Genomic DNA, 24,291 nt, shown 5'->3' with positions numbered 1-24,291 from the left:
TGAACTGACCCCCAATAGTTGGACATTTTAGTTAGGCGGCTTGTAAGGCCTGGATTCGATACTCTATCGGAGTCAGGCCTTTTAATTTGACCTTTATCCTTTTTTTATTGTAATACTCGATATATTCGTCGAGCTTTTCTATCAGTTCATCGGCATCTTTGAAGTTTTGCCTATGATACATTTCTGTTTTTAATAATCCAAAAAAGTTTTCAGCTACTGCATTATCTAAGCAATTCCCTTTTCTGGACATACTTTGTGTAAGCCCACAATCTGCAAGCTGTTTTTGGTATGCTTTGTGCCGATACTGCCAGCCTTGATCGCTATGTACGATGGGTTTTGAGTTCTTGCTCAAATTATCGAGAGCATCTTTCAACATATCTGTGACTAATGGTAAACGAGCATTTTTAGCGATCTTATAAGCGATTACTTCTTGGGTAAATAGGTCAACAACTGGTGACAAATAGACTCTCTGATCTTTAACCTTAAATTCAGTTACATCGGTTACCCATTTTTCATCTGGTCTTGTTGCTTTAAAGTCTCGCTTAAGAACATTAGGTGCTGTTTTCCCTACACCTCCCTTATAAGAGCTGTATTTTTTGGGTCTTACTGTCGATTTTAAGTTTAATTGCGACATCAGTCTTTGTACCGTCTTATGGTTTAGCATAACTCCTTGCCTTCTAAGCGCTAGGTGAATACGACGATAGCCATAACGGCCTTTATGCTCATGGTAAATCGTCTTAATAAGATCTAATTCAAGACTATAAGCATCCATTTTTTTGCCTGCGTTAACTTGATAATAAAACACACTCTTTGCCAAGTGAGTGGCTTGAAGGAGGTGCTTCAAAGCATGCTTATCTTTGAGAGCTAAAACAACTAACGCTTTTTCTTTATTTGACGGCGTTTTGTCTGTTCCAGCTCTTCCAACTTTTTTAAAACAGCATTCTCTGCTCGTAGATAAGCAAGCTCTTCTTTTAGTTCTTCAAGTGTCATTTCATTATTTGGCTTTGCAGGAGTATTTGGTTGTGGTTTCATAGGAGGTCTCCCGAGTGAGGAACATTCAAGTCCTCTAAGCCCAGCCTCATTATATGTTTTTAGCCATACAGAAAGAGAGCCGGGTGAAGACAAATTTAATACAGCACTAGTGTGAGTGAGCGACCAGTCATTTGTCCACATTAATTTTAATGCTTGAAGTTTTGTTTTTGCATTACAACCATGAGAAGTAGGTAAGAATGCGTTTGTCCCATGAATTGCGAAAACCGAAGTCCAATATCGAATCTGTCGAGAGGATATTGTAAATTCATTTGCTAGTTTCCTAGATGACTTACCACCTAGGCATTCTTTTGCGATGATGAGTTTTAACTCACGACTATATTTGGACATAAAAAAAGACCCTCAGTAATTGGTTGTCCAACTATTTGGGGTCAGTTCATGATCCCATTAAGTTGGGGCTTTTATTTTAAATACAGACAGAAAACTAAAAAGTGGAATATTGTATGCGCTAGAAAAATAAGCATGACTATCATCCTCAATCTAAATTTAGAATAAGTAAATCGATACAACCTGATTATTCAACGTATTTCCGAACTGAATCACTTCCTAATAAGCTGTCATAGCGTCAATAATTAATATCTTGAACCACACAAAACTAGTAATACTAAACCGGCAACACTAAACGATGTAAAAACTATAACATTTGAATATTTAACAGTATTGCACTCGATTATCACGAGATAAGGTAATGTGAAATGATGCTTGAGTCTACTTTTCTAATAATTATCAAAAAAAAGTAACCGGTTACATTGGTGATAATTATGCGTTATGATTACTCATTAGGATATAATATCTGTCGTTTATACGAGTCTATTTTAGGAATATTAATGAGCACGATCCTTGACGTATGCAAGCTAGCTGGAGTCTCTAAAGCAACCGTATCCCGTGTAATTAATGGGATAGGTCAGGTGAAGCAGTCAACTCGTGAGAATGTTTTTTCGGCCATGAAAGAGCTTGGGTATAGACCGAATAGGTTGGCCCAAGCATTAGCGACCAACAAAACACATACGATTGGTTTAGTAGTTTCAGATTTTGATGGCATCCATTTTGGTTTGCTACTTAAACAAGCAGCTGCCAGTGCAGAATTTGCAAAAAAACAATTAATCGTTACCGATGGGCATAACGATCCAGATTACGAATATGAAGTGATTTTACAACTGGAAGCGCAGTGTGATGCGGTTGTTCTTTATAGTCGTACTTTGACTGACGAACACATACAACGCTTGCATGAGCAACTAACTATTCCCATTGTTGTATTAAATCGTAATATGCCAGAGCAATGCTTTCATTCAGTTTCTTTTGAACAAGAAGCCGCGGTAACCATTCTAATGGATCACTTGTTCGAAAAGGGACACCAAGAAATTGCCTGTATTACTGGTCATATGGATAATCCAACCGGGAAAGCTCGTCTTAACGGATATAAAAATAGCCTACAGGCAGCTAGTATCGATTTTAAAAATGACCTTGTTAAGCACGGAGTTTACGATATGAAAAGCGGCTATCAAGCCTGTAAAGAGTTATTAAATGAAGGCATTACTTTCACAGCTATTGTTGCTTTTAATGACTGTATGGCATTAGGCGCTTTAAAAGCATTAACCGAAACGGGTATCAACGTCCCCGAACAAGTCTCTATTACCGGCATAGATAACGACCCTGTTTCTGAGTTTTTCACACCAAGATTAACCACCGTTGGGCTACCAATTACAGCCATGACCAAACAAGCTATAGAATTAGCAATAACCCTATGTGACGAAACAAAACCGACACACTCTTATCAATATAAAGGTCAACTTATTGAACGTGAATCTGTATCGTCAGTTTATACAGCGAAGAACTAAGCAAACGCAAGATCATCATTACCGAATATCAAAAAGTTCCTTCATTAATATTAATAATGTAAAAACACTTCTTCGACACAATAATGAACAAAAAATAATGCCATATCAGTCATGTTAAGCTGATATGGCATTATTTAAACTCTACTATAGTTAGCTTTATTAAAATATGCTTTAAAGCTAAGCTCTAGCTCAGAGTGTTAAAGGTCTTCTCCGCGATTTTTAATCACACTATTATACCAATGGAAGGAGGCTTTCTTTTCTCGTTTTAAACCGTTTTTATGGTCTACATAAATGAAACCATATTGCTTTTTATAGCCATTCAACCAACTCAACAAATCAATGGCAGACCAAGCATAATAACCCTTAATGTGAGCACCACGACTGATCGCTTCTTTTACTGCACTTAAATGCTCTTTGATATAATTAATTCGTGGTATATCACATACCGCATCTTCTATGATTGGATCTTCATCACCGAGACCATTTTCAGTAATGTATAATTTAATTTGCCCATAGTTTTCTTTGATCATATCTAGGCCATCAATAAATCCTTGCGATGAAATCTCCCAGTTCCACTTAGTATATTTTTTATCAGCCATCTTCACCGTACGATAAACCCCATCGTAACTTGGATTTCCAGGTGCACCGGTAGAGTTTTCACGTGTAATAACATGCCCTTCGAACTGACCTTGAATCTTTTCAATACGCATCGGTTGGTAATAATTTAATCCCATAAAGTCGTTTAAAGGCGCTGCTTTTTTAATAATGGCTAACTCTTCTGTAGTCCAGTCAGGTAAGTGACCTTCTGCGGTTAACTGTTTAACAACATACTCAGGATAATGCCCTAATAGGATAGGATCATAGAACCAGTTTAGGTTAAATTGGTTAGCATGCTCCGTAGCAAACAGATTTTCTTCTGAGTCATCTACGCTAAAAGCAGGGCTAAATACATGACTTAATCCAATTTCACCAAACTGATTCAGCTTTTTATATGCAATAACCGTTTGAGCATGGGTATAAAAAACATTATGTATTGCTTGGAAGTATTTTTTAGGATCATTTTGAATACCCGGTGGGTGTGCACCCGATAAGTAACCTAAGTTACAAAATACAAACGTTTCGTTAAAAGTAATAAAGTTTTTAACGCGATCGCCAAATGCTTCAAAACAAAGTTTTGCAAACTCCAAATAAGCTTCACCAGTCTCTCTGTTTAACCATGCCCCTTTTTTCTCTAACGGTAATGGCAAATCCCAATGATAAAGCGTTACAAAAGGTACGATCCCATATTTTAAACATTCATCAATAATGTTGTTATAAAAGTCGATACCCTTTTGATTTACCTCACCAGTGCCTTGTGGAAATATACGCGCCCATGAAATAGAAAATCGATAAGATTCCAACCCCATTTCAGCCATTAACGCTATATCTTCTTGGTAGCGATTATAATGATCAATCGCCACATCCCCATTAGTACCTTCAAAGGTTTTTCCGGGTATTTTAGTAAATTCATCCCAGTTTGTTGGGCCTTTACCATCTTGATCCCAAGCGCCTTCTATTTGATAAGAAGCGGTCGCGGCACCAAATAAAAAATCATGAGCAAACTTCATTGTAGATTCCTATTAATTATAATTTTGTGATAAGTCACAGACTCAACATGATCGAGCCTGCCTTTCTATAAACTGTTATTGGAAATAAGGGTTTGATACCAATAGAAGCTTTTTTTCTTAGTGCGTTTTAATACTTTAAGATCAAACTCATCGCGTTCTACATGAATAAAGCCATAGCGTTTCGAGCACCCTTGATGAGTACTAATCAGGTCGATTGCTGACCAAGGGCTATAACCAAACACCTCAACACCATCAGTAATAGCAAGTTGAACTTGCTCGATATGTTGTTTCAGGTATTGAATTCGATAATCATCATTAATTTCACCGTTTTCATCTACTTGGTCAAAAGCACCAAGTCCATTTTCAGTGATAATTAACGGCAACGCATAACGCTCATAAATTTCACGCATGGTGGTGCGGAAACCGACGGGATCAATCTCCCATCCGAATTCGTTTTTGACTAAATGAGGGTTTTCAACCCCTTTATAAGCACCAACCTCACCAATAGTTATTTGTTGATCGCCGGTAGAGTTGATATCACTTGCATCACCAGAGCTTTCAGCCACGGTTTGTGAGTTGTAATAATTAAAAGCAATAAAATCAGGTTTAGCTGAGGCTAATATTTCCATATCACCTTCGCTGATAGTTGGTGCAGCACTTCGTTCTTCAAGGAAGCGCCAAGCCGTAGCGTTATAACGACCATAAACCGCCATATCAAGATATAACCAGTTCCGCACAGCGGAAAAAGTATTCGCGGCTAATACATCTTCGGGTTTACATGATGCAGGATAAATGGCCGAGATATTGGGTGCAGGACCAATTTTTGCGTTAGGTAACAGTTGATGACAGAGTGACATCGCCTTTGCTTGTGCCACCAGCATATTGTGATTTTGTTGGTATAAATCTTTCATTGGGTTAGTTGCATCAACATGCTTAGTGCCTAATGCATCGCCATGTAGGATCATCATGTTTTGTTCGTTAATAGTTAACCAATATTTAACGCGGTCACCAAAAGCTTCAAACAAGGTTTTGCTATAAAGTGCAAAAGCATCCACCGACGCTCTATTTGACCACCCCCCTCTTTCTTGTAATGCATAAGGCAAGTCAAAATGGTATATAGTCGCGATCGGCTCAATACCTTTAGCGATTAATTCATCGATCAAGTTATTATAGAATTCAAGACCTTTTGCGTTAACCTGACCTTCCCCTGTTGGAAAAATTCTAGTCCAAGCGATAGAGAAGCGATAAGCTTTTAAACCTAGCGCTGCAAATAATGCAACATCTTCTTTATAACGATGATAGTGATCACTTGCGACTTTAAAATCAGTTGTGCCTTCAACGACATTACTCATATCAATAACAGAGGGACCTTTTCCATCTTCATCCCAGGCACCTTCAACCTGATACGCAGAAGTCGATCCTCCCCAGAAAAAATCAATTGGAAAATTTTTAAGGTTTGTCATACAAACTCCTCATCATTTCTACAACTTAAAATATGAATGGCTTAGCTAGCTATTCGCTTATTATTAGATTCTTACTAGCTTGTTAATCACTATTTAAGCTTTCTATGGATATCAATTAATTCTTCGATTAATTCACGCGCCAACATGGCCGTCATAATATGGTCTTGTGCATGCACCATGATTAAATTTACCGGCACTTTACCCTCACCTTCATCCAACCCGATAAGTTCAGTTTGCACTTTATGCGCACGCTTTGATGCTTCCGTCGATTGAGCAAGAAAGTCGTCAACAACATCCCATTCACCTTTTTTAGCTGATATCAAAGCTTGCATCGCTAAACTTTTTGATTCGCCAGCATTGATGATTAGCTCCATCACAGTCATTTCTAAATCCATGTTAAAACTCCACTCTCTACTAAGAAGCTACCTTTAGTAGCTTCTTGTGTTTCAGGGTAATGATTAATTATTAGTTAAAAATTATTGGCTAACTATCAGTGTTAACCTGCTATCGCTTCTTCTTTAGCTTCAACTTCAGCAGTCTCTTCAGAGATAAGTTGCTTCTCGTAAATTTTGAAGAATGGGTAATAAAGCACCATGTTGATAGCGATTAAAACAAACACTAATATTGCATTATTAACTTGCCATCCAGCCCCCCATGCGGCCCCGATAGGAGCAGGTGCTGTCCAAGGAACTAATGAGATAGTTTTACCAACAATATTCCAACTTGATGCATAGTAAGCAATGATCGCATTGACCATTGGCACGCCAACAAATGGGATAAACATGATCGGATTCATCACAAATGGTGTACCAAAAATAACTGGCTCATTAATGTTGAAGAATGAAGGAACAAAACTTAGTTTACCGATTGCTTTAAGGTGAGCAGATTTACTTCTGAGGTATAATAATACCAAGCCAAAAGTTGCCCCTGAGCCACCAATAATAATGAAGAAAGACCAGAAAGATTCGATAAAGATATGTGGTAATTCAAGCCCTGCAGCTAAGGCTTCTTGATTGACCCCTAAGTTAGAAAGATAGAATGGTGCCATAATACCACCAACTATCGCAGCACCATGTATACCGGCAAACCAAAGTACGTGTGCCACTAACACTGCTAATAAGATAGCAGGAAGCGTATCTGAAGCAGACACCAATGGCTGGAATAAAGCCATGATTGCCCCCGGAATGATCATATCAAACTGATTTTGTACTAATAAGTTTAATGGGTAGAGGGTTAAAATTATGATTAGTGCAGGAATCAGTAAATTAAACGACTCTCGAATTTTATCAGGCACTTGTTCTGGCATTCTAAAACCAATATTTTTACGGTTTAGAAAATACACCAACTCAGTCACTACTATTGAGATAAGAATCGCACTAAATATGCCTGTTCCACCTAAAAATGATGCAGGTAATTTTCCATCCGCCATGGGAGCAGAAATTAATAAGAAAGTCATCAAGGACAGCATCCCTACAGACAAGCCATCTAATTTATAATGTGTCGCTAGATGGTAAGCAATACAAGTACAGATATAGCATGACATGATACCCATGGTCATTTGGAAAGGTGTCATTATCTCATTGAAGTATTGCAGTGATAAACCTAACCACCATTGGCCAAACCCCAATGTTGTTTCCGGGGAAAAAGGTGGAAATGCAAACACCAATAAAAATGACCCTACGATCATAAATGGCATCGCCCCTATAAATCCATCACGGATTGCACAAATATGTCTTTGTGATGCCACTTTCCCAGCGATTGGTGTGAGTGTATTTTCTAAAAACTCAAAAAATTTGTTAAACATCTGATAGCCCTCTTATTTAATCATTGCGAGGGCGTCTGTTAATATTTTTTCGCCCTTCATCATGCCATAATCCATTTGATTTATTACCGCGATAGGCTTTCCATCGACTCTCGCTTTAAAAGCTTCTAGTTTATATTTAATTTGAGGGCCTAATAAAAAGCAGTCATATTCCGAAACATTTGCATCAAACTCTTCAGAACCTACTGCATTAATTTCAACGTCAATATTTTTGCTATCAGCAGCGACACGCATTTTTTTAACAACCATGCTAGTAGACATACCGGCAGAACAGCAAAGTAGAATTTTAGTCATAATATTTACCTTATATTTGAATGTTTATATTAAGAATTAGTTATCATGTTTATGCTCACAACCAAATGTAACCGGTTACAGAAACCGATTACAGTAACCGGTTACATTTTTGTGACTAGGTTCGTTTTATTTTAAGTAATTATGCATTTTTTAGTGATTTGTAGATTTTTAGAAGATCTATCACAGAATAGTGGACGAGATATGTGCTTGTTTCCCTCTACAAGCAATTTCGATTTGTAGTTATCGGTCTTTTGACTTTTTTTAGTGCCATTGTAGATACTAGTTTATGAGGGATTAACCAGTTATTCTCCCAAAAGATAGACCGATATAAATAATACTCCTCCTTCGATTTAAAAATGATTAAAAAATGCGATTAAATATTTCTGTTAATAATTTAACTTTATTAGCTTCTCTTGGTGACTTTTTCGCAACCAATGATAGGTCAAATTGATAAGTAAGCTCACTAGGCTGAATAATTCTTATTTCTCCTTGATTTAACTCACTTTGAATATAGCTTTGGGGCATAAAGCCAATATAACAACCGGATAAAATCATCGCTTTCCTAGTATCAAATTGATAAGACTTAGCGGCAAGGTTTAGTTTTTTCAACTGCTCGATACCAGAGGGATGTACGTCCATTCCAGGATGAATAGCGGGTACTGTAGCTAACTCTTCAGCACTAATTAAAGTATCAACTTTAGTAAAAAATGGATGTTTTTTACTACAACAAAGATAAACAGCTTCACTAGTAAGGTATTGGTAATGAAGACCTTCGATTTGTTGATAATTAGGATATAAACCGATGTGTGCTTTATCTTTTAGTAATGATTTTTCAATATTAGCGATCGGTTCACTGTCTAAAACAAGATGTAAATTAGGAGAGTTTTTATGAATAAGTTGCACCACTTCAGCCAGTTTATCCTGCCTAGATTGGTTTAACTGATCTGCACATAAAATCACTAGCTCACCGCTTAATTCACGGCTCAAGGTACCCACTAACAAAGAGAAATCATTTAACGATTCAAATAAATTTATAACAGCCCGGTACACAACCAAACCATCCTCTGTCAGTGAAAACCCACCTCGACCACGTAAACAAAGCTTGAGTTTCATTCGTTCTTCTAAAGAAGACATATGCACACTAATAGTTGATCGAGTGATACCGAGTGCGGACTCAGCTGCTGCAAATCCCCCATTTTCAACCACAGCAACAAAAATCCGTAATAAGCGTAAATCATACTCTGCGATGGTTTTAGGAATTATAGAAGTCTTATTCAAAGTTTTACCAGCCCCAAACTTATTGTTTAATGTTTTGTATTTAACATCAAATAAAATTGTTATTCAATAGCCTCAATAAAGATGTGCTCAAACTTATAAAACGCTTTCAAAATGTGTCATCAAATTGGAGATAATCATGCAGCAGATAAAAGACAATCAATTACTCAAAACCTTTTCATATATCGATGGTAGTTGGCATAGCAGTGAATCATTTTTTAATGTTTCGAACCCAGCCACTGGTGAAGTATTAACTCAAGTTTGTAATGCAGGTATCGCTGAAACAGAGTTGGCCGTTAAAGCGGCAAAGAATGCACTAAAAAAATGGTCTGCAAAGTCAGCTAATGAACGCGGTACTTTGATGCGTAATTGGTTCAATTTAATGATCCAACATCAAGATGATTTAGCACGAATTTTAACTTTAGAACAAGGTAAACCATTTGCAGAAGCAAAGGGCGAAATTGGTTACGGCGCGGCATTTGTTGAATGGTTTGCTGAAGAAGGTAAGCGTGTTTATGGCGATACTATCCCTGCTCCTTCAGGCGATAAACGCATTGTTGTCGTAAAACAGCCCGTTGGCGTTGTTGCTTCTATTACACCTTGGAACTTCCCTAATGCAATGATCGCAAGAAAAGCAGCGGCAGCATTGGCGGCAGGTTGTACGTTTGTGGTTCGCCCTGCAACATTAACACCGCTGTCAGCATTAGCGATGGCAGAGCTTGCTGAAAGAGCAGGTATTCCCGCTGGCGTATTCAATGTAGTTGTTGGGGAGGACGCTGCAGGTATGGGTAAAGTCTTAACTCAACACCCAGATATTGCAAAGTTTACTTTTACAGGTTCCACAGCGATTGGAAAACTATTAATTGAACAGTGTGCTTCAACCGTTAAAAAAGTTTCTATGGAATTAGGTGGTAACGCCCCTTTCATCGTATTTGACGATGCTGATATCGATGCCGCCGTAGAAGGTGCAATGGCATCTAAATATCGCAATGCGGGTCAAACTTGTGTTTGTACAAACCGTATTTTTGTACAAAACGGTGTGCTTGAAGAGTTTACTGAAAAGTTCAAAACAGCAGTGGCTAGCCTAACAATTGGCGATGGCATGACTGATGGTGTTCAAATTGGTCCAATGATTTCATCAAATGCTGTTGATGGTGTTGATAAATTAGTAACTGACTCTGTCGCATTAGGTGCAAAAGTATTATTAGGTGGGCAGCGTGACAGTGCTGGCAATACTTTCTATCAGCCGACGGTATTAACTAATGTAAGTAATGATATGCCCATTGCACGAGATGAAATATTTGGCCCTGTTTCTCCAATTATTGCCTTTGACGATGAAGATCAAGTACTTGAAATGGCAAATGATTGTGAAGTGGGTTTAGCCGCTTACTTTTATTCTCGCGATATAGGTCGAGTTTGGCGCGTAGCCGAAGGCTTAGAGTATGGCATGGTTGGTATTAACGAAGCGATGATATCAAATGCAGCTGCACCTTTTGGTGGTATCAAACAATCAGGCAGTGGTCGTGAAGGTTCTAAATACGGATTAGATGACTACTTAGAAATAAAATATTTATGCATGGGTGGTTTAAATAAATAAAGTATTTATTAACTCTCATTTATATACACCAAACCACTTAAAGTGGCTTGGTTATAACCATTAAGCTGATAGCAAATATTAGGAATTATTATGACAAATCAAAGTTTACAAAGCAGAAAAGCACAAGTCTTCGCTCGTGGCCAAGGCAATATTTATCCTGTCTATGTTGAGCATGCAAAAAATGCAGAGATCTGGGATGTTGAAGGTAAACGTTATATTGATTTTGGTACTGGGATCGCCGTTTGTAATACTGGTCATAGCCATCCTAAAGTTGTTGCTGCAGCCAAAGCGCAAATAGATAAATTTAGCCATACTTGCGTCATGGTCAACCCTTATGAAGTAGCTGTAACATTAGCTGAAAAATTAACAGCAGCTGCGCCAGGTAACTCACCTAAAAAAGCTATTTTTGTCACCACAGGTGCAGAAGCAGTTGAAAACTGTGTAAAAATCGCACGTGCCCATACCGGACGCCGAGGTGTTATTGCTTTTAATGGCGGTTTCCACGGTCGTACTAATTTAACCATGGCTTTAACGGGTAAAGTAACGCCTTATAAAAATTTATTTGGTCCTTTCCCTGCTGATATCTTTCATGCCCCGTTCCCAATGGAACGCCATGATGTATCTGTAAAAGATTCATTAAAAGCATTACAAAACTTATTTAAAGTTGATATCTGCCCAACAGATGTGGCTGCTATTATTATTGAGCCAGTACAAGGCGAAGGTGGATTTTACGCTGCCCCAACTGAGTTTTTACAAGCACTACGTGAAATCTGCGACCAACATGGCATCGTATTAATTGCCGATGAAATTCAATCAGGTTTTGGCCGTACCGGAAAAATGTTTGCTTTTGAACACTCTGGTGTGGAAGCTGATTTAATGACTATGGCAAAAGGTATTGCAGGTGGCTTTCCTATTTCAGCGGTTGTTGGTAAAAGTGAAATAATGGATGCGCCTTTACCAGGTGGTTTAGGTGGTACTTATGGTGGCTCTCCTGTCGCTTGTGCAGCAGCGTTAGCAGTACTAGAAGTGATTGAAGAAGAAAATCTAGTACAACGCTCTGTAGAGATTGGTGAGTTATTTAATAAACGCCTCAGCCAATTACAGCAACAGTATCCTGACACTATCTTAGAAGTGAGAAATCAAGGAGCAATGATTGCGATTGAATTTGTTAAAAATGGCGATCCTGAGCAAGCAAATACACAGCTAACACAAGATATTATTGCTAATGCCGCTCAACACGGTTTAGTACTTCTTGCCTGTGGTTTTTACGGCAACGTTATCCGTTTCTTACCTGCATTAACTATTTCAGACGACATCGCCAATGAAGGTTTAGATAACTTTACAGCGCTGTTTGAAAGCCTAGTAGTAGAGTCAGTGGAAAACTTAAAAGTCAGTTAATAAACTAGTTTTAATAAAAAGCGGCTTAAAGAAAGCCCTATTAATAACTTAATAGGGCTTTTTAATAACTACTATTATATACCTTACTCTGCCTCTCTACACCTTAAGCTTTATACTATGCTCTCAGTAATCAACTTCAGAATGTTGCATGATTTGATTGCTCAAACTCTCCTGAAAGCTTGAATAAACATCCTCTGTTAAGGCAGGATATGACATGATCATTAATTGATGAGGTTCTGTTTTTTCTCGATATGATGGGTGGATATAGATTTTGCTACTCTGTATAAAACCAATTCGTTGATAAAAGACTTTTCTTTTTATTGAAATCTTATCAACAGGTGGATCTATCTCTAAAAGGATTGTTTTATCAGACACTTTTTTTAAATATTTTAAAGTACGAGTACCAATGCTTTTGCCCCTTGCAAGCGGCGTAATGGCAAAGTGCTCTACATAAGTAAAATCATCTTTATGCCAGGTTAGTAAAATACCTAACAGCTCGCCCGTTTCTTTTTTAATAATAATAAAGTGGTATTCACTATCGGTTAGTGCAGATATTTGGTCGTACTTAGCTCTTCGTTCAAAAATAGGAAAGCTTTTCTCATATAGCGAAAAAGCTTCCTCAAAATAAGGATGCGCTTTATCTTCAATTCTTTCAAATACTAACATGTTGTTTTACCTATTTTTATAGATCCCCCCTATACCAATCACACCTTACCACCTGTGTAATTGATAAGGGCTCACCTATTATATTTTTTCTAAGCCACACCAATTAGCGATAAAGACAGCCAACACTTGTGCCACTTGTACTGTGCTGTTAATGGAGACTCTTTCATTAAAACCATGAATATTTTCAGCAATAGGGCCATAACAAGTAGCAGGTGTATTGCCATACAACTGAAAAAAACGGGCATCAGTTGTACAAGTAACAGCCAGTGTTTCACAATCACTGTTCGCGACAATACGGTGTGCTTCTTTGATTGATTCAATTAATGGGGCTTCTTCTTCAATTGCACAGCCTTCTGCTTGGAAGCCTGTATAACAAAGCTCAACTTCAATATCACTTACTATATCGGCTTCGTTAATGGTTTGTTGTAATTTTTCTTTAACGTATTCAAGCGTCATTCCCGGATAAAATCCAACACGAAAATCAGCTTCACAATAACAAGCAACCGTTGAAGCCCAATCCCCCCCATGTACTTTACCGAGATTAAAATTGATGGGATGATCATGTCCGCTATAACACTGATGGCGATGTTCTTGTTTATTCCATTCTGTTTCTAATTCTTTCAATTTATTGGTCAATACATACAGCGAATCGAATACGTTACTGCCACTAGAAGTATCAAGAACGTGTGCAGGTTTACCGGTTAGTTTTAACTGAAACCACATCACCCCTAATTGAGCAATAAGACAAGACTGACCAAAAGGTTCTGGAATAATAGCTGCGTCTGCAGTGTAACCAGCATCTAAACAAGCCAATGCACCATTGCCTGTACACTCCTCTTCGATAACACTTTGCAGAATAACTTTTGCTGCAGGTTGATATCCTAAATCTTTTAAAGCGGCGAAGGCATTACAATAGGCTACAATCCCTGCTTTCATATCACCGCTACCTCGACCATAAAACCAATCACCGTCAACATAAGGCTCAAAAGGAGGGTGTTCCCATAAGAGTGATGGGCCAGTCGGCACAACATCCATATGACCATTTAAAATAAGTGATTTGCCGATTATTTGTTTGGGAGTATGAAGGCCAATAATATTAACGCGACCATCGGTATTATTAATAACAGGAGGAGAGAAACCAGGTAATACAGATAATTTATCAAGATCAATAGTGACCTCATTTACTTCTGTACCTAACCCTTCGAAAACACGTTTAATAATCGCTTGCGCTTGTTGCTCATTGCCTAGCGTGCTATCAGCAGCAACCAAGTCAGTTAACTCATCGATTACATGAATACGGCGTTTTTCAACAGCCGCTAGAATGGAATTTAATAATATTTTATCCATGGGGCTACTCGATTATATAAGGCTGAATTTGAATAAGGCAACGTGCTATTGATGAGCATATACAAGCTCCGTTTAAGATGCAGTTACCTTAGTCGAATTAACAATATTGAAATAATTTTAAAAATTAATAATGACTTAACCTAAGTCGATCCACGTTGTTTTAAGTTCTGTGTATTTATCAATAGAGTGAAGTGATTTATCACGTGCATTACCAGACTGCTTAACACCACCAAAAGGGGTTGTAGAATCACTACCAGCCCAATTGTTAATCCATACCATGCCAGCTTGTAGTTCACGAGCCGTTTTATGTGCTTTTTTCAAGTTGCTAGTCCACACACCTGCTGCCAAACCATATTTACTATCGTTGGCTAAACTCACCGCTTCCTCCCATGTCGTAAAGGTATTCACAGCCACAACAGGACCAAAGATTTCATTCTCAACAATATTCATGTCTTGTTTTGTATCGGTAAAAATAGTGGGTTCTATATAACAGCCTTTTTCATTAACAGAGGTTTGTTTACCGCCGTATAACAAGTTAGCGCCTTCACTAACACCAGATTCAATAAAGCTTAAAATATTATCGAGGTGTTGTTGGTCGACAATAGCGCCCATATTCGTTTCAGGATCAAGTGGGTCACCAGGAATAAATTTTTTCGCTTGTTCCACTAATAAACTCATGAATTTATCTTTAATGGATTCTTCAATCAATAATCGAGAAGTTGCAATACACACTTCACCTTGATTAGAGAAAATACCAAAAGCAGCACCAAAAGCAGCAGCTTCTAAATCGTCACAATCTGCAAAAACGATACAAGGTGATTTGCCACCCGCTTCAAGCCAAGTTCGTTTCAAGTTTGATTGACCAGCATAAGCCATCAATTGACCAGCGACTCTAGTTGAACCAGTAAAGGTAATGACATCAACGTCATTATGTAACGACAGCGCTTTACCTACCGTATGGCCAAAGCCAGGTAAAACATTGAACACGCCATCAGGAATACCTGCTTCTTTTGCTAAGGTCGCTAAGAACAAGGCACTCAATGGTGATTTTTCAGAAGGCTTTAAAATAACACTATTACCCGCAGCTAATGCAGGTGCAATTTTCCAACTCGCCATCATTAATGGATAGTTCCACGGTACAATGGCAGCAACCACACCAATTGGCTCATGGGTCATTAATGCCATACTAGTGGTATTCGTTGGAGAGATCTCACCATAAATTTTATCAATAGCTTCTGCAGTCCAACGGAATGTTTCTATTGTATTGGGTATATCAAAACCAACACAATCAGCAATAGGCTTACCCATATCAAGGGTATCAATTAACGACAACGTATCACTATTCTGTTCAATCAAGTCTGCAAATTTTAATAAGGTTTTTTTACGCTCTAATGCTGGACGACGCGACCAAACACCAGATTGAAAAACTTGCTTGGCAGCACTAACGGCTAAGTCAGCATCTTCACTATCACAACTTGCCACTTCAGCTAAAACTTCCCCTGTTGCAGGGTTAATAGAAGTAAATATTTCACCTGATTGTGCAGGAACAAACTCTCCATTAATGAATGCGTTAGTGTTAAATTTAATTGATTTGGCCATTTCTTGCCATTGCTGATAACTTTTCATTTCATGCTCCATTGTCAAATGACGACTGATGTTTTTTATTAAGTGTTTATTAGGTATTTGCTTCATTGACTAACAGATCAAATAAAATCTGACAGCCATCACCTACTTGATCTGGACTAGAATATTCAGCTTCATTGTGGCTAATACCGCCAATCGAAGGAATAAAGATCATAGACGTCGGTACCACGGTTGAAATATTAACGGCATCATGCCCTGCACCACTGACTAAGCGTTGGTAAGTTAAACCAGAATTTTCAACTGCTTTAGCAACAGCAGCAACACAATCAGCATTGAATGCAAGTGGAGGACTATCCCAGATATTGTTTAGTTTGATGGTGACACCCGTACTTTCAGCGACTTTTGCAATCACTTGCTGTGCTTTATCTTCTAAATCAGCGAGGCCCGCTAATTCTGCATGACGTAAATCTAACGTGAATGTGACTTCACCAGGGATAACATTTCGAGATCCTTTAATGATATTAAGCTCACCGACAGTACAACGAGCACTACCAGCTTCGCCTGCTTCTGCTATTTGGTAAAGCTCACTAAACACTTGCGTTGCAGCATAAAGTGCATCTTTTCGATAACTCATTGGTGTTGGGCCTGCATGTGCAGATGTCCCTTCTAGCGTAACATCGTACCAACGCATCCCTAGTACACCGGTCACGATACCTACTTGTTTTTCTTCTTGTTCTAATACGGGACCTTGCTCGATATGTAACTCAAAGAATTTATGCAAGTTGCGATTACCCACTTCTTCATCACCCATATAACCAATGGCATTTAATGCTTCACCAATAGTAATACCTTCACTATCCGTTTGCTGGTGTGCATAATCTAAATCGAATTTTCCACTGTAAACACCAGAAGAAACCATTGCAGGTGCAAAACGAGAACCTTCTTCATTTGTCCATACTGAGACTTCAATAGGTCTGTTTGTGGTTATATTTTGTTCATTTAAACTACGAATTACTTCTAATCCAGCAAGGCAACCATAAATACCATCAAATTTTCCACCTGTAGGCTGCGTATCTAAATGACTACCTGTCCCAATGGCTGCAGCATTAGCATCACGGCCTTCTCGACGAGCAAAAATATTGCCCATTTTATCAATATGTATCGAACAACCTGCTTCAACACACCAGCTAATGAAAAGATCGCGCCCTTGTTTATCAATGTCAGTCAATGCAAGGCGACAACATCCGCCCTTTTCAGTCGCGCCTATTTTAGCCATTTCCATCAGGCTATCCCACAGTCTACTTTGGTTAATTGCTTGGTTATTCATTAAGCCTCCTTTTTAGTATCTTTTGATATTAAGGGGCATGCAGTGACAAAACCTATACCCCTACAGGTATAAGTTTTCTTATCTGAGATGAGAATTTATGATGTAAAAATTAAGAAATGGTGCGTAGGTGGTTAATAAATTGTGAAAATAATTCTGATTCTCTTGATATATTGAGCTTCAAATAGATACTCTTACGATGCACTTTGATTGTACCAACACTAATACTTAAATGATCAGCAATGGCTTTTGAAGAGTAACCTTGTAGCACTAACCCAGTGATCTCTTTTTCTCGCGGTGTAAGTACATTACTGTCAAAAGTATCAATGGCGTGTTCTAGAGAATAACGAGACTTTTCATCATGCACATACTGCGAAGACTGTGCTTGCCAAAATTGTAGACTCATTGCTTGTATAATAGGCTGTACACTCTTCAAACGATTCAACTCATCTCTACTAATACCCCCCAATCGAGAAGTTCTACCGAGAGAAATAGAAAATACAACATCATTATTTAAGTGAGTAACAAAAATTATTTCGTCTTTGAGGTCAAAATCACTATAGCAACTTTTATATTGCTCTGTGTGCTCAAAAGAGTCTGGTGCTAAATCTCGCAAGCGATATAAGCCGCTAGCGATCCCGTGGTCAATAGCGTTGTAGAGTGGATCTAACAAGTAGGCTTTATTCACAAAACTTCGAATATTTTTTTGTGACTCCAGTTGATAAGAGGTGTGCACAATAATCGGCTTGAACTGCTGCTTATAAGTGGCAACAAGACAAGTATCAAAATGCGCTAAGCTTTGTAAACTCTCTATCATCACCCCAGGCCAACTGGGCAGTGACATGTGGTTGATCATGTTGGCGATCGATTTATTCCAATCCATTATTTCCCTCAACCGTGTAAATTGTAAAATAGCATGCAATTCACCCCATAGTACGTGTTTATTATCAAAATATATCGCTATTTACCCCCCTAGCGGTATATCCAACAACTCAAGACTGATAGTAATTTAAAAACATGAAATTTATTAACAATCATGTAACAAATATGATATTTATTTTGAAAAAAACAAACTAAAATCATAATAAACAAAGGGTTATAAGTATGCAATATGATATCGAAACACTATGGCAACAAGATAAAGACCACTTCGTGCATCCATTTACTGATTTTTCAGACTTTCATCAGTCTGGTTGCGACATCATCGCACACAGTGAAGGCGCATACATCTATGATATAAAAGAGAATAAATATCTAGATGGCATTGCTGGCCTATGGTGCGTTAATATAGGGCATGGGCGAGCTGAACTAGGTCAGGTAATGGCCGAGCAAGCAACTAAAATGGCTTATTACTCTCCTTTCAATAACTTATCTAACATTCCAGCCATTCAACTCTCTGCAAAACTCGCTTCACTCGCACCAGACAACCTAAACCATGTGTTTTACAGTTGTGGTGGCTCAGTTGCCAATGATCAAGCTATACGTATTGTGCATTATTACTTCAATCAAATTGGCAAGGCAAGTAAAAAGAAGATCATCTCTCGTCACAGTGGTTACCATGGCACAACTTACATGGCATCAACTCTAACCGGTACCGTTGGTAATAACGAAGGTTTTGACGTTGTAAATAATTTAGTCACGCACATTAGTGAAGCTAATTGTTACCGTATGCCAAAAGGTATGAATGAAGCAGAATACTGTGATTACCTAGTAAAAGACTTTGAAACAAATCTCTCTGAAATGGGCGGAGCAGATCAAGTTGCAGCCTTTATCGCAGAACCAATTATGGGCGCAGGTGGTGTTTTGGTTGCACCAGATGGTTACCACAAAAGAATTTTTGATTTATGTAAAGCCAATGACATTCTATTCATTTCAGATGAAGTTGTGACGGCATTTGGACGATTAGGCCACTTCTTTGCAAGTGAAGCTGTTTTTGGTATTAAACCAGATATTATCATTTGTGCAAAAGGCTTAACGTCTGGTTACATTCCGTTAGGTGCAACACTATTAAGTGATGAAATTTACGATGTGATCAAAAAACCACAAGCAAAAGGTGCCGTTTTCAGTACTGGTTTCACTTACTCTGGTCACCCTGTTGCCTGTGCAGTAGCCTTAAAAAACATTGAAATAATGGAACGCGAAAAAATATGTGAAAACGTATTAGCAGTCGGTCCTTATTTAGAACAACAACTTAGAACACTAAAAGATTTACCGATTGTAGGTGATGTACGTGGTAGTCACTTTATGATGTGTATTGAAAGCGTTGCTAATAAAGAAACAAAAGAACTTATTCCTTATGAAGCAAATGTAGGTAAGCGTATTGCTGCTCATTGCCAAAAACGTGGGCTAATTGTAAGACCTATCGCACATTTAAATGTACTTTCGCCACCGCTTATTTGGACACGCGATACGGTAGATGAAGTTGTCTCTATTCTACGTTCAGCCATTTTATCGACGATTGAAGATTTAAAAACAGATAAATACTTATAGGCAACGACCATGACAGATAATACGAATAATGTGGCTGAAGAAGGTTTTCGTATGCCGGGTGAGTTTGAACCTCACGATGGTTGCTGGATGCTTTGGCCTGAACGTAAAGATGTGTGGCGATTAAACGCCGCACCTGCACAGAAGGCATTTGTTGAGGTTGCTTGTGCTATCTCTAAAAGTGAAGAAGTCACCGTAGCCGTTAGCGATCAGCAATATGATAATGCTCGCACTATGTTACCTGAGCATATCAAAGTCGTCGAAATGAGCAGTAATGACGCTTGGATGCGCGATATTGGTCCAAGCTTTTTAACCAATGATAGCGGTGAACTTGCCGCTGTCGATTGGGACTTTAATGCATGGGGCGGGGAAGATGGCGGTCTTTACCCTGACTGGTCTAAAGATAGTCGAGTCGCACAAAAGGTTTGTGAAATAACCGATGCAACACGGTTTGATGCTCCTCTAGTATTAGAGGGTGGCTCTATCCATGTTGATGGGCAAGGCACGTTAATTACCACTAAAGAGTGTTTACTTAACCGCAACCGTAACCCGGACCTTAACCAACACCAGATAGAGCAACTATTACGCGATTATTTGAATGTCGAACGTATTATCTGGTTAGATCAAGGCACAGTTGAAGATGAAACTGACGGCCACATTGATAACCTTTGCTGCTTTATTAAACCAGGTGTTGTCGCACTTCACTATTGTGAAGATCCTAACGATCCACAACATGCAATATCGGAAGATGCCTACCGTATACTAAGCAACAGTACTGATGCGCGAGGCCGCCAACTAAAGGTCGTTAAATTACCCCACCCAGGCCCTCTCTTTATTAGTAAAGAAGAAGCAACAGGTATTGATGATAACGAAGATAGCCAACCCCGAGAAGAAGGCCAACGCTTAGCAGGCTCTTATGCTAATTTTTATATTGCCAATAAACATATCGTATTTCCAAAGTTAGACCCGGAAAAAGATGATAAAGCTGCTGCTATTTTAGCTGAGCAATTTCCAGACCGAGAGATAATAGGTGTACCTGCCCGTGAAATATTACTTGGTGGCGGCAATATCCATTGCATCACGCAACAACAACCTACAGTAAAAAACACAAAATAAATATTTACAAAACAGACTAGCTGCAATGAAGCAATACTCGGTTTTATTTGTGAATGGAGATTAATAGTTTATTGAAACGTTAATGCTCAATTCATTATTCTTAATAATAACAAAGGGAAGAAGTTAATTATGATTAAACAATCACGGGCGATTGATCTCAGTCACGGAGAAAAGTCTTATATCGATAAAAAGGTAGCATTAGTGTCACTCGCTATCATAGTGATTTCTATTTTTTGCTATAACGTTTTTGGCCTTAATGAAGCCAGTTATGGGATCTGGAGTTTATTGCCTGCGGCAGTAGTCGTTACCATGGCAATTTATACTAAACGAACGGTTGAATCGCTCTTTGTAGGTGTGATTGTCGGTCTTTTAATGACTGAATCTCCAGCGGATTTCATTCCCTCATTAAGCGGTATTTTCTTAACTGTTTTCCAGAATGATATCGTTGCATGGATATTTATAGCCTGTGGTTTAATGGGCAGTATCATTGCTCTCGTTAGTTGTGCCGGCGGTGCTGATGCTTTTGGTCATTGGATATCAGAAAAAGTAAAAAGCCGTAAAGGGACATTATTCGCTACCATGGGACTGGGGTTAGCTATCTTTATAGATGACTACTTAAATGCTCTCACCATTGGATCATCTATGCGTAAAGCAACAGATAAGGTCAAAGTGTCCCGAGAGTTTCTTGCCTATGTAGTGGACTCAACAGCCGCGCCCGTTTGTATTATCCTGCCTTTCTCTACTTGGGCTGTCTTTTTCTCTGGTTTGTTGGAAGAAACAGGTGCAGCAGGTGAAGGTAAAGGTATGGATTTATTCATTAGCTCTATTCCTTACATGATTTATGCGTGGGTATGTCTGGGAGTGGTGGCTTTAGTTATTAATCGTAATATCCCTTTGTTTGGAAAAATGCGAGAAGCTGAAGAACGAGTAGCTAAAACAGGAGAACTGGTTCATGAAGAAGATGCTAAATTTGATGAAGAAGTAGAACCAGTAGTAGCCAATAGCAATATGTTTAACTTCTTTGTTCCAATTGGATCACTTATATTTTTCACGTGGATATTTGATATAGATATCATGGCCGGCGCGATGGCTGCGATTTTCTTTACTGTTATATTCTATGCAGTGCAGAACTTAATGCCGATGAGCAAAATGTTTGATGCTATTATGAGCGGCTTTATTGGTATGATTGCACCATTAGGTACATTATTCTGTGGTTTCATGTTGGCAGAAGTGAATGACTCACTTGGAACAACAAATTATGTGATAGATGCTGCTTCTAATTTCATGACGGTACAATACCTGCCAGCAGTTGTTTTCATAACGATGGCCGCTTTAGCATTTGCAACCGCCTCTTTCTGGGGAATATTTGTAGTTGGAATGCCAATTGTTATTCCGCTAGCGACAACTTTAGACGCTAATTTACCATTGGTTGTTGGCGCACTAATATCTGCATCTGCTTTTGGCTCACATGCTTGTTTCTATGGTGACTCAACTGTGCTATCAGCTAAAGCATGTGGCATTAGCCCTATGAATCATGCCTTAACACAGCTACCGTATACCTTGATTGCAGCGGCAATTTCAGTGGTCTTCTTCCTGGTACTCGCTTAACTGTTTAGAAGAATGACGTTATGCTATTAAATGTAAAATGATATTCGATAGCAAGCGCCTAAGCGATTAGTCAGTAAATAGTTAAACTAAATAGACTGATTAGTCATTAAAAATCCTCAATCTTATACAAGATTGAGGATTTTTTGTTTCATGAATAAATTGAATGATGCAGTGAATATAACAGCCAACCTCTTAATACCATATAGGGTATTAGATAGCCTTAATAGCATTTTCAATTGAGGACGACTTGAGGGCTAGCGTGCAGATTTTGATTTAGGGTTTCCCCTCGTATTCACTTGATAACGAATTTCCAGAGCTATTTTTTGATGAATAATCGTACAATGAAGTTAGGCTTCAGGTAATGCACTTTGACTATGTTTGTTAAGTCAGCAAGTCTTTAACCACTCAAGATAAATGACCAATCACTCACCTCATCAGGGCATCAACTTATTGTTCATCATTTTACATCCATGATGATGGAACGAAATCGTGCCATCATTTGTGTCATCCCTCTACCATGAACTACCACGATAGTTCCAGAACCAATAAAAACAAGAAAGCCCCGATATACGGGGCTTAATAAGATTTAATGAACGACTAGAAACGAACTAAAACATCATTCAATATTTTGTACCTGCTCACGCATTTGCTCAATTAACACCTTACACTCAACGGCTGCGGCAGTGATATCAGTATTAATCGCTTTTGAACCTAAAGTGTTAGCTTCACGGTTAAACTCTTGCATCATAAAATCTAAACGACGGCCGATTGCACCACCTTTTTTAAGCACGTTACGCGCCTCTGCAATATGCGAATCTAAGCGATCTAACTCTTCTGCTACATCTGATTTTTGTGCAAGTAATACTAACTCTTGCTCTACACGTGTACTGTCTAGGTCAACTTTGGCATCTTCGAATTTTTTAATAATGCGTGCTTTTTGCCAAGCATGTACGGCAGGCATGAACTCACGCACTTTAGCTGTTTGTTCGGCAATACTACCTAAACGTTGCTCAATAAATACAGCAAGATTTGCGCCCTCGGCAGCACGTGAATCAACAAACTCATTTAATGTTATTTGAAAACCTGCCATTAATTCTGCACTAAGAGCATCAACGTCTTGTTCTGGTGCTTGCATTACACCCGGCCACTTTAAAATATCCACAGGGTTCACTTGTCCAGAACCCATTTGCTCTACTACCCATTGTGCATTCTGCATCAATTGTGTTGCTAGCTCTTGGTTCATACATAATGAGGTACTACATGTCGAATTTGCTTCAAAACGCAGACTACATTCAATTTTTCCACGCTCTAAACGTTTACGGAATGCTTCTTTTAATTTAGTTTCTAAACCACGAAATTGTTCTGGTAAACGAAAATATGTCTCAAGATAACGCTGGTTCACAGAGCGGATTTCCCATACTGCTGTACCCCAATCACCTTTTAATTGTTTGCGTGCAAACGCCGTCATGCTGTAAATCATATTTTCCCCTTTAAATTAGAGTCCAGAGTATAACTGACTCCATACTAAACATGCTACGGTGTGAGTCAATTTGGAGTCTTTTTTAATGCAACAAAAAATAATTTGTCACTTAATAGCAGGTTTTTAGGCTCTGAAAAAATACATTTAAGTTAACAGTTAGTCAGTTACAAACCGGTTGGTGAACGCAGAGTTATTTTAATTAATAAGGTAGGCCAATAAGATTACGCATGGAACAGGTCATTTAGATAACATTAAAACATTCTTACAAGGATAGTTTTACAAACCTATTATTCGTATTACGAACATGCCGTTCTTATTAAGGCTAAAGAGGTAGC

Annotated in this window: 19 protein-coding genes and 1 pseudogene; 6 read left to right on the top strand and 14 right to left on the bottom strand. The window is 38.5% G+C overall.

Translation table 11 applies throughout. The annotated features are described in order from the left end of the window. Positions 1-31: 31 nt before the first annotated feature. Both GQR44_RS16935 and GQR44_RS16930 read right to left on the bottom strand, forming a co-directional pair. Positions 32-874 (bottom strand): annotated as a pseudogene (locus tag GQR44_RS16935) (IS3 family transposase); the annotation flags it as partial. Beyond that, positions 874-1,380 carry a helix-turn-helix domain-containing protein gene (locus GQR44_RS16930; RefSeq protein ID WP_166370789.1) on the bottom strand — a complete coding sequence of 169 codons (507 nt, stop codon included), beginning with the start codon at positions 1,378-1,380 and terminating at the stop codon, positions 874-876. The gene GQR44_RS16930 and the pseudogene GQR44_RS16935, both read right to left, overlap by 1 nt. A 497-nt stretch (positions 1,381-1,877) precedes the next feature. On the opposite strand from GQR44_RS16930, the gene GQR44_RS16925 reads away from it, so the two are divergent. After that, positions 1,878-2,888 (top strand): LacI family DNA-binding transcriptional regulator, encoded by a 1,011-nt coding sequence (locus GQR44_RS16925; RefSeq protein ID WP_166372873.1) that lies wholly within the window; start codon positions 1,878-1,880, stop codon positions 2,886-2,888. Between the two features lie 197 nt (positions 2,889-3,085). Here the strand turns inward: GQR44_RS16925 and GQR44_RS16920 are convergent, their stop codons facing one another. The 6 genes from GQR44_RS16920 to GQR44_RS16895 all read right to left on the bottom strand — a co-directional run bounded on the left by GQR44_RS16920 (position 3,086) and on the right by GQR44_RS16895 (position 9,352). Continuing rightward, positions 3,086-4,495, bottom strand: coding sequence for a glycoside hydrolase family 1 protein (locus GQR44_RS16920; RefSeq protein ID WP_166372872.1), 1,410 nt, complete (start codon positions 4,493-4,495; stop codon positions 3,086-3,088). A gap of 65 nt (positions 4,496-4,560) precedes the next feature. Next, positions 4,561-5,958 carry a glycoside hydrolase family 1 protein gene (locus GQR44_RS16915; RefSeq protein WP_166372871.1) on the bottom strand — a complete coding sequence of 466 codons (1,398 nt, stop codon included), beginning with the start codon at positions 5,956-5,958 and terminating at the stop codon, positions 4,561-4,563. Positions 5,959-6,047: 89 nt separating this feature from the next. Beyond that, positions 6,048-6,353 carry a PTS lactose/cellobiose transporter subunit IIA gene (locus GQR44_RS16910; protein WP_166372870.1) on the bottom strand — a complete coding sequence of 102 codons (306 nt, stop codon included), beginning with the start codon at positions 6,351-6,353 and terminating at the stop codon, positions 6,048-6,050. A 101-nt stretch (positions 6,354-6,454) separates the two neighbouring features. Next, positions 6,455-7,762: a PTS sugar transporter subunit IIC gene (locus tag GQR44_RS16905; RefSeq protein WP_166372869.1), complete on the bottom strand. Its 1,308-nt coding sequence runs from the start codon at positions 7,760-7,762 to the stop codon at positions 6,455-6,457. A gap of 12 nt (positions 7,763-7,774) precedes the next feature. Further along, positions 7,775-8,074 (bottom strand): PTS sugar transporter subunit IIB, encoded by a 300-nt coding sequence (locus tag GQR44_RS16900; RefSeq protein ID WP_166372868.1) that lies wholly within the window; start codon positions 8,072-8,074, stop codon positions 7,775-7,777. A 360-nt stretch (positions 8,075-8,434) separates the two neighbouring features. Continuing rightward, positions 8,435-9,352, bottom strand: a complete 918-nt coding sequence (locus tag GQR44_RS16895) for a LysR family transcriptional regulator (RefSeq protein WP_166372867.1) — start codon at positions 9,350-9,352, stop codon at positions 8,435-8,437. Positions 9,353-9,488: 136 nt separating this feature from the next. Between GQR44_RS16895 and GQR44_RS16890 the strand changes: the two genes are divergently transcribed. Both GQR44_RS16890 and gabT read left to right on the top strand, forming a co-directional pair. After that, positions 9,489-10,946 (top strand): NAD-dependent succinate-semialdehyde dehydrogenase, encoded by a 1,458-nt coding sequence (locus tag GQR44_RS16890; RefSeq protein ID WP_166372866.1) that lies wholly within the window; start codon positions 9,489-9,491, stop codon positions 10,944-10,946. Positions 10,947-11,036: 90 nt separating this feature from the next. Continuing rightward, the gene (gene gabT / locus GQR44_RS16885) at positions 11,037-12,344 is read left to right on the top strand and encodes a 4-aminobutyrate--2-oxoglutarate transaminase (RefSeq protein ID WP_166372865.1); all 1,308 of its coding nucleotides are present in this window, start codon (positions 11,037-11,039) and stop codon (positions 12,342-12,344) included. A 123-nt stretch (positions 12,345-12,467) separates the two neighbouring features. Here gabT and GQR44_RS16880 read toward each other — a convergent pair whose 3' ends face one another. The 5 genes from GQR44_RS16880 to GQR44_RS16860 all read right to left on the bottom strand — a co-directional run bounded on the left by GQR44_RS16880 (position 12,468) and on the right by GQR44_RS16860 (position 18,148). After that, positions 12,468-13,010, bottom strand: coding sequence for a GNAT family N-acetyltransferase (locus GQR44_RS16880; RefSeq protein ID WP_166372864.1), 543 nt, complete (start codon positions 13,008-13,010; stop codon positions 12,468-12,470). A gap of 78 nt (positions 13,011-13,088) precedes the next feature. Continuing rightward, positions 13,089-14,357 carry an ArgE/DapE family deacylase gene (locus GQR44_RS16875; RefSeq protein ID WP_166372863.1) on the bottom strand — a complete coding sequence of 423 codons (1,269 nt, stop codon included), beginning with the start codon at positions 14,355-14,357 and terminating at the stop codon, positions 13,089-13,091. A gap of 135 nt (positions 14,358-14,492) precedes the next feature. After that, positions 14,493-15,983, bottom strand: a complete 1,491-nt coding sequence (locus GQR44_RS16870) for an aldehyde dehydrogenase (RefSeq protein WP_166372862.1) — start codon at positions 15,981-15,983, stop codon at positions 14,493-14,495. Positions 15,984-16,032: 49 nt separating this feature from the next. Beyond that, on the bottom strand, positions 16,033-17,268 hold the full coding sequence (locus tag GQR44_RS16865) for a Zn-dependent hydrolase (RefSeq protein WP_166372861.1): 1,236 nt from the start codon (positions 17,266-17,268) through the stop codon (positions 16,033-16,035). A 109-nt stretch (positions 17,269-17,377) separates the two neighbouring features. Further along, positions 17,378-18,148: a LuxR C-terminal-related transcriptional regulator gene (locus GQR44_RS16860; protein WP_166372860.1), complete on the bottom strand. Its 771-nt coding sequence runs from the start codon at positions 18,146-18,148 to the stop codon at positions 17,378-17,380. A 221-nt stretch (positions 18,149-18,369) separates the two neighbouring features. On the opposite strand from GQR44_RS16860, the gene GQR44_RS16855 reads away from it, so the two are divergent. The 3 genes from GQR44_RS16855 (at position 18,370) to GQR44_RS16845 (ending at position 22,476) form a co-directional block, all read left to right on the top strand. Next, a complete protein-coding gene (locus GQR44_RS16855; protein WP_166372859.1) occupies positions 18,370-19,755 on the top strand; it encodes an aminotransferase in 1,386 nt (461 codons plus the stop codon). A gap of 9 nt (positions 19,756-19,764) precedes the next feature. After that, positions 19,765-20,868, top strand: coding sequence for an agmatine deiminase (gene aguA / locus GQR44_RS16850; RefSeq protein ID WP_166372858.1), 1,104 nt, complete (start codon positions 19,765-19,767; stop codon positions 20,866-20,868). A 129-nt stretch (positions 20,869-20,997) separates the two neighbouring features. Next, the gene (locus GQR44_RS16845; RefSeq protein WP_166372857.1) at positions 20,998-22,476 is read left to right on the top strand and encodes a Na+/H+ antiporter NhaC family protein; all 1,479 of its coding nucleotides are present in this window, start codon (positions 20,998-21,000) and stop codon (positions 22,474-22,476) included. Between the two features lie 616 nt (positions 22,477-23,092). Here GQR44_RS16845 and GQR44_RS16840 read toward each other — a convergent pair. Continuing rightward, complete coding sequence (locus GQR44_RS16840; RefSeq protein ID WP_166372856.1) at positions 23,093-23,956, bottom strand: YicC/YloC family endoribonuclease; 864 nt, start codon at positions 23,954-23,956, stop codon at positions 23,093-23,095. Positions 23,957-24,291 lie beyond the last annotated feature (335 nt).

Origin of the sequence: Psychromonas sp. SA13A, assembly GCF_011378715.1 — a bacterium.
Classification (GTDB): Bacteria; Pseudomonadota; Gammaproteobacteria; order Enterobacterales; family Psychromonadaceae; genus Psychromonas.
The sequence above is the reverse complement of the archived record's forward strand: the minus strand, read 5'-3'. Positions and strand labels throughout refer to the sequence as shown.

Bases quoted from the DNA above. Each gene is read 5' to 3' on its own strand.
- GQR44_RS16925 (WP_166372873.1), top strand. From the start codon at position 1,878: ATGAGCACGATCCTTGACGTATGCAAGCTAGCTGGAGTCTCTAAAGCA.
- GQR44_RS16865 (WP_166372861.1), bottom strand. From the start codon at position 17,268: ATGAATAACCAAGCAATTAACCAAAGTAGACTGTGGGATAGCCTGATG.
- GQR44_RS16910 (WP_166372870.1), bottom strand. From the start codon at position 6,353: ATGGATTTAGAAATGACTGTGATGGAGCTAATCATCAATGCTGGCGAA.
- GQR44_RS16845 (WP_166372857.1), top strand. From the start codon at position 20,998: ATGATTAAACAATCACGGGCGATTGATCTCAGTCACGGAGAAAAGTCT.
- GQR44_RS16840 (WP_166372856.1), bottom strand. From the start codon at position 23,956: ATGATTTACAGCATGACGGCGTTTGCACGCAAACAATTAAAAGGTGAT.
- GQR44_RS16920 (WP_166372872.1), bottom strand. From the start codon at position 4,495: ATGAAGTTTGCTCATGATTTTTTATTTGGTGCCGCGACCGCTTCTTAT.
- GQR44_RS16880 (WP_166372864.1), bottom strand. From the start codon at position 13,010: ATGTTAGTATTTGAAAGAATTGAAGATAAAGCGCATCCTTATTTTGAG.
- gabT (WP_166372865.1), top strand. From the start codon at position 11,037: ATGACAAATCAAAGTTTACAAAGCAGAAAAGCACAAGTCTTCGCTCGT.
- GQR44_RS16855 (WP_166372859.1), top strand. From the start codon at position 18,370: ATGCAATATGATATCGAAACACTATGGCAACAAGATAAAGACCACTTC.
- GQR44_RS16915 (WP_166372871.1), bottom strand. From the start codon at position 5,958: ATGACAAACCTTAAAAATTTTCCAATTGATTTTTTCTGGGGAGGATCG.
- GQR44_RS16890 (WP_166372866.1), top strand. From the start codon at position 9,489: ATGCAGCAGATAAAAGACAATCAATTACTCAAAACCTTTTCATATATC.
- GQR44_RS16875 (WP_166372863.1), bottom strand. From the start codon at position 14,357: ATGGATAAAATATTATTAAATTCCATTCTAGCGGCTGTTGAAAAACGC.
- aguA (WP_166372858.1), top strand. From the start codon at position 19,765: ATGACAGATAATACGAATAATGTGGCTGAAGAAGGTTTTCGTATGCCG.
- GQR44_RS16930 (WP_166370789.1), bottom strand. From the start codon at position 1,380: ATGTCCAAATATAGTCGTGAGTTAAAACTCATCATCGCAAAAGAATGC.
- GQR44_RS16870 (WP_166372862.1), bottom strand. From the start codon at position 15,983: ATGAAAAGTTATCAGCAATGGCAAGAAATGGCCAAATCAATTAAATTT.
- GQR44_RS16900 (WP_166372868.1), bottom strand. From the start codon at position 8,074: ATGACTAAAATTCTACTTTGCTGTTCTGCCGGTATGTCTACTAGCATG.
- GQR44_RS16860 (WP_166372860.1), bottom strand. From the start codon at position 18,148: ATGGATTGGAATAAATCGATCGCCAACATGATCAACCACATGTCACTG.
- GQR44_RS16905 (WP_166372869.1), bottom strand. From the start codon at position 7,762: ATGTTTAACAAATTTTTTGAGTTTTTAGAAAATACACTCACACCAATC.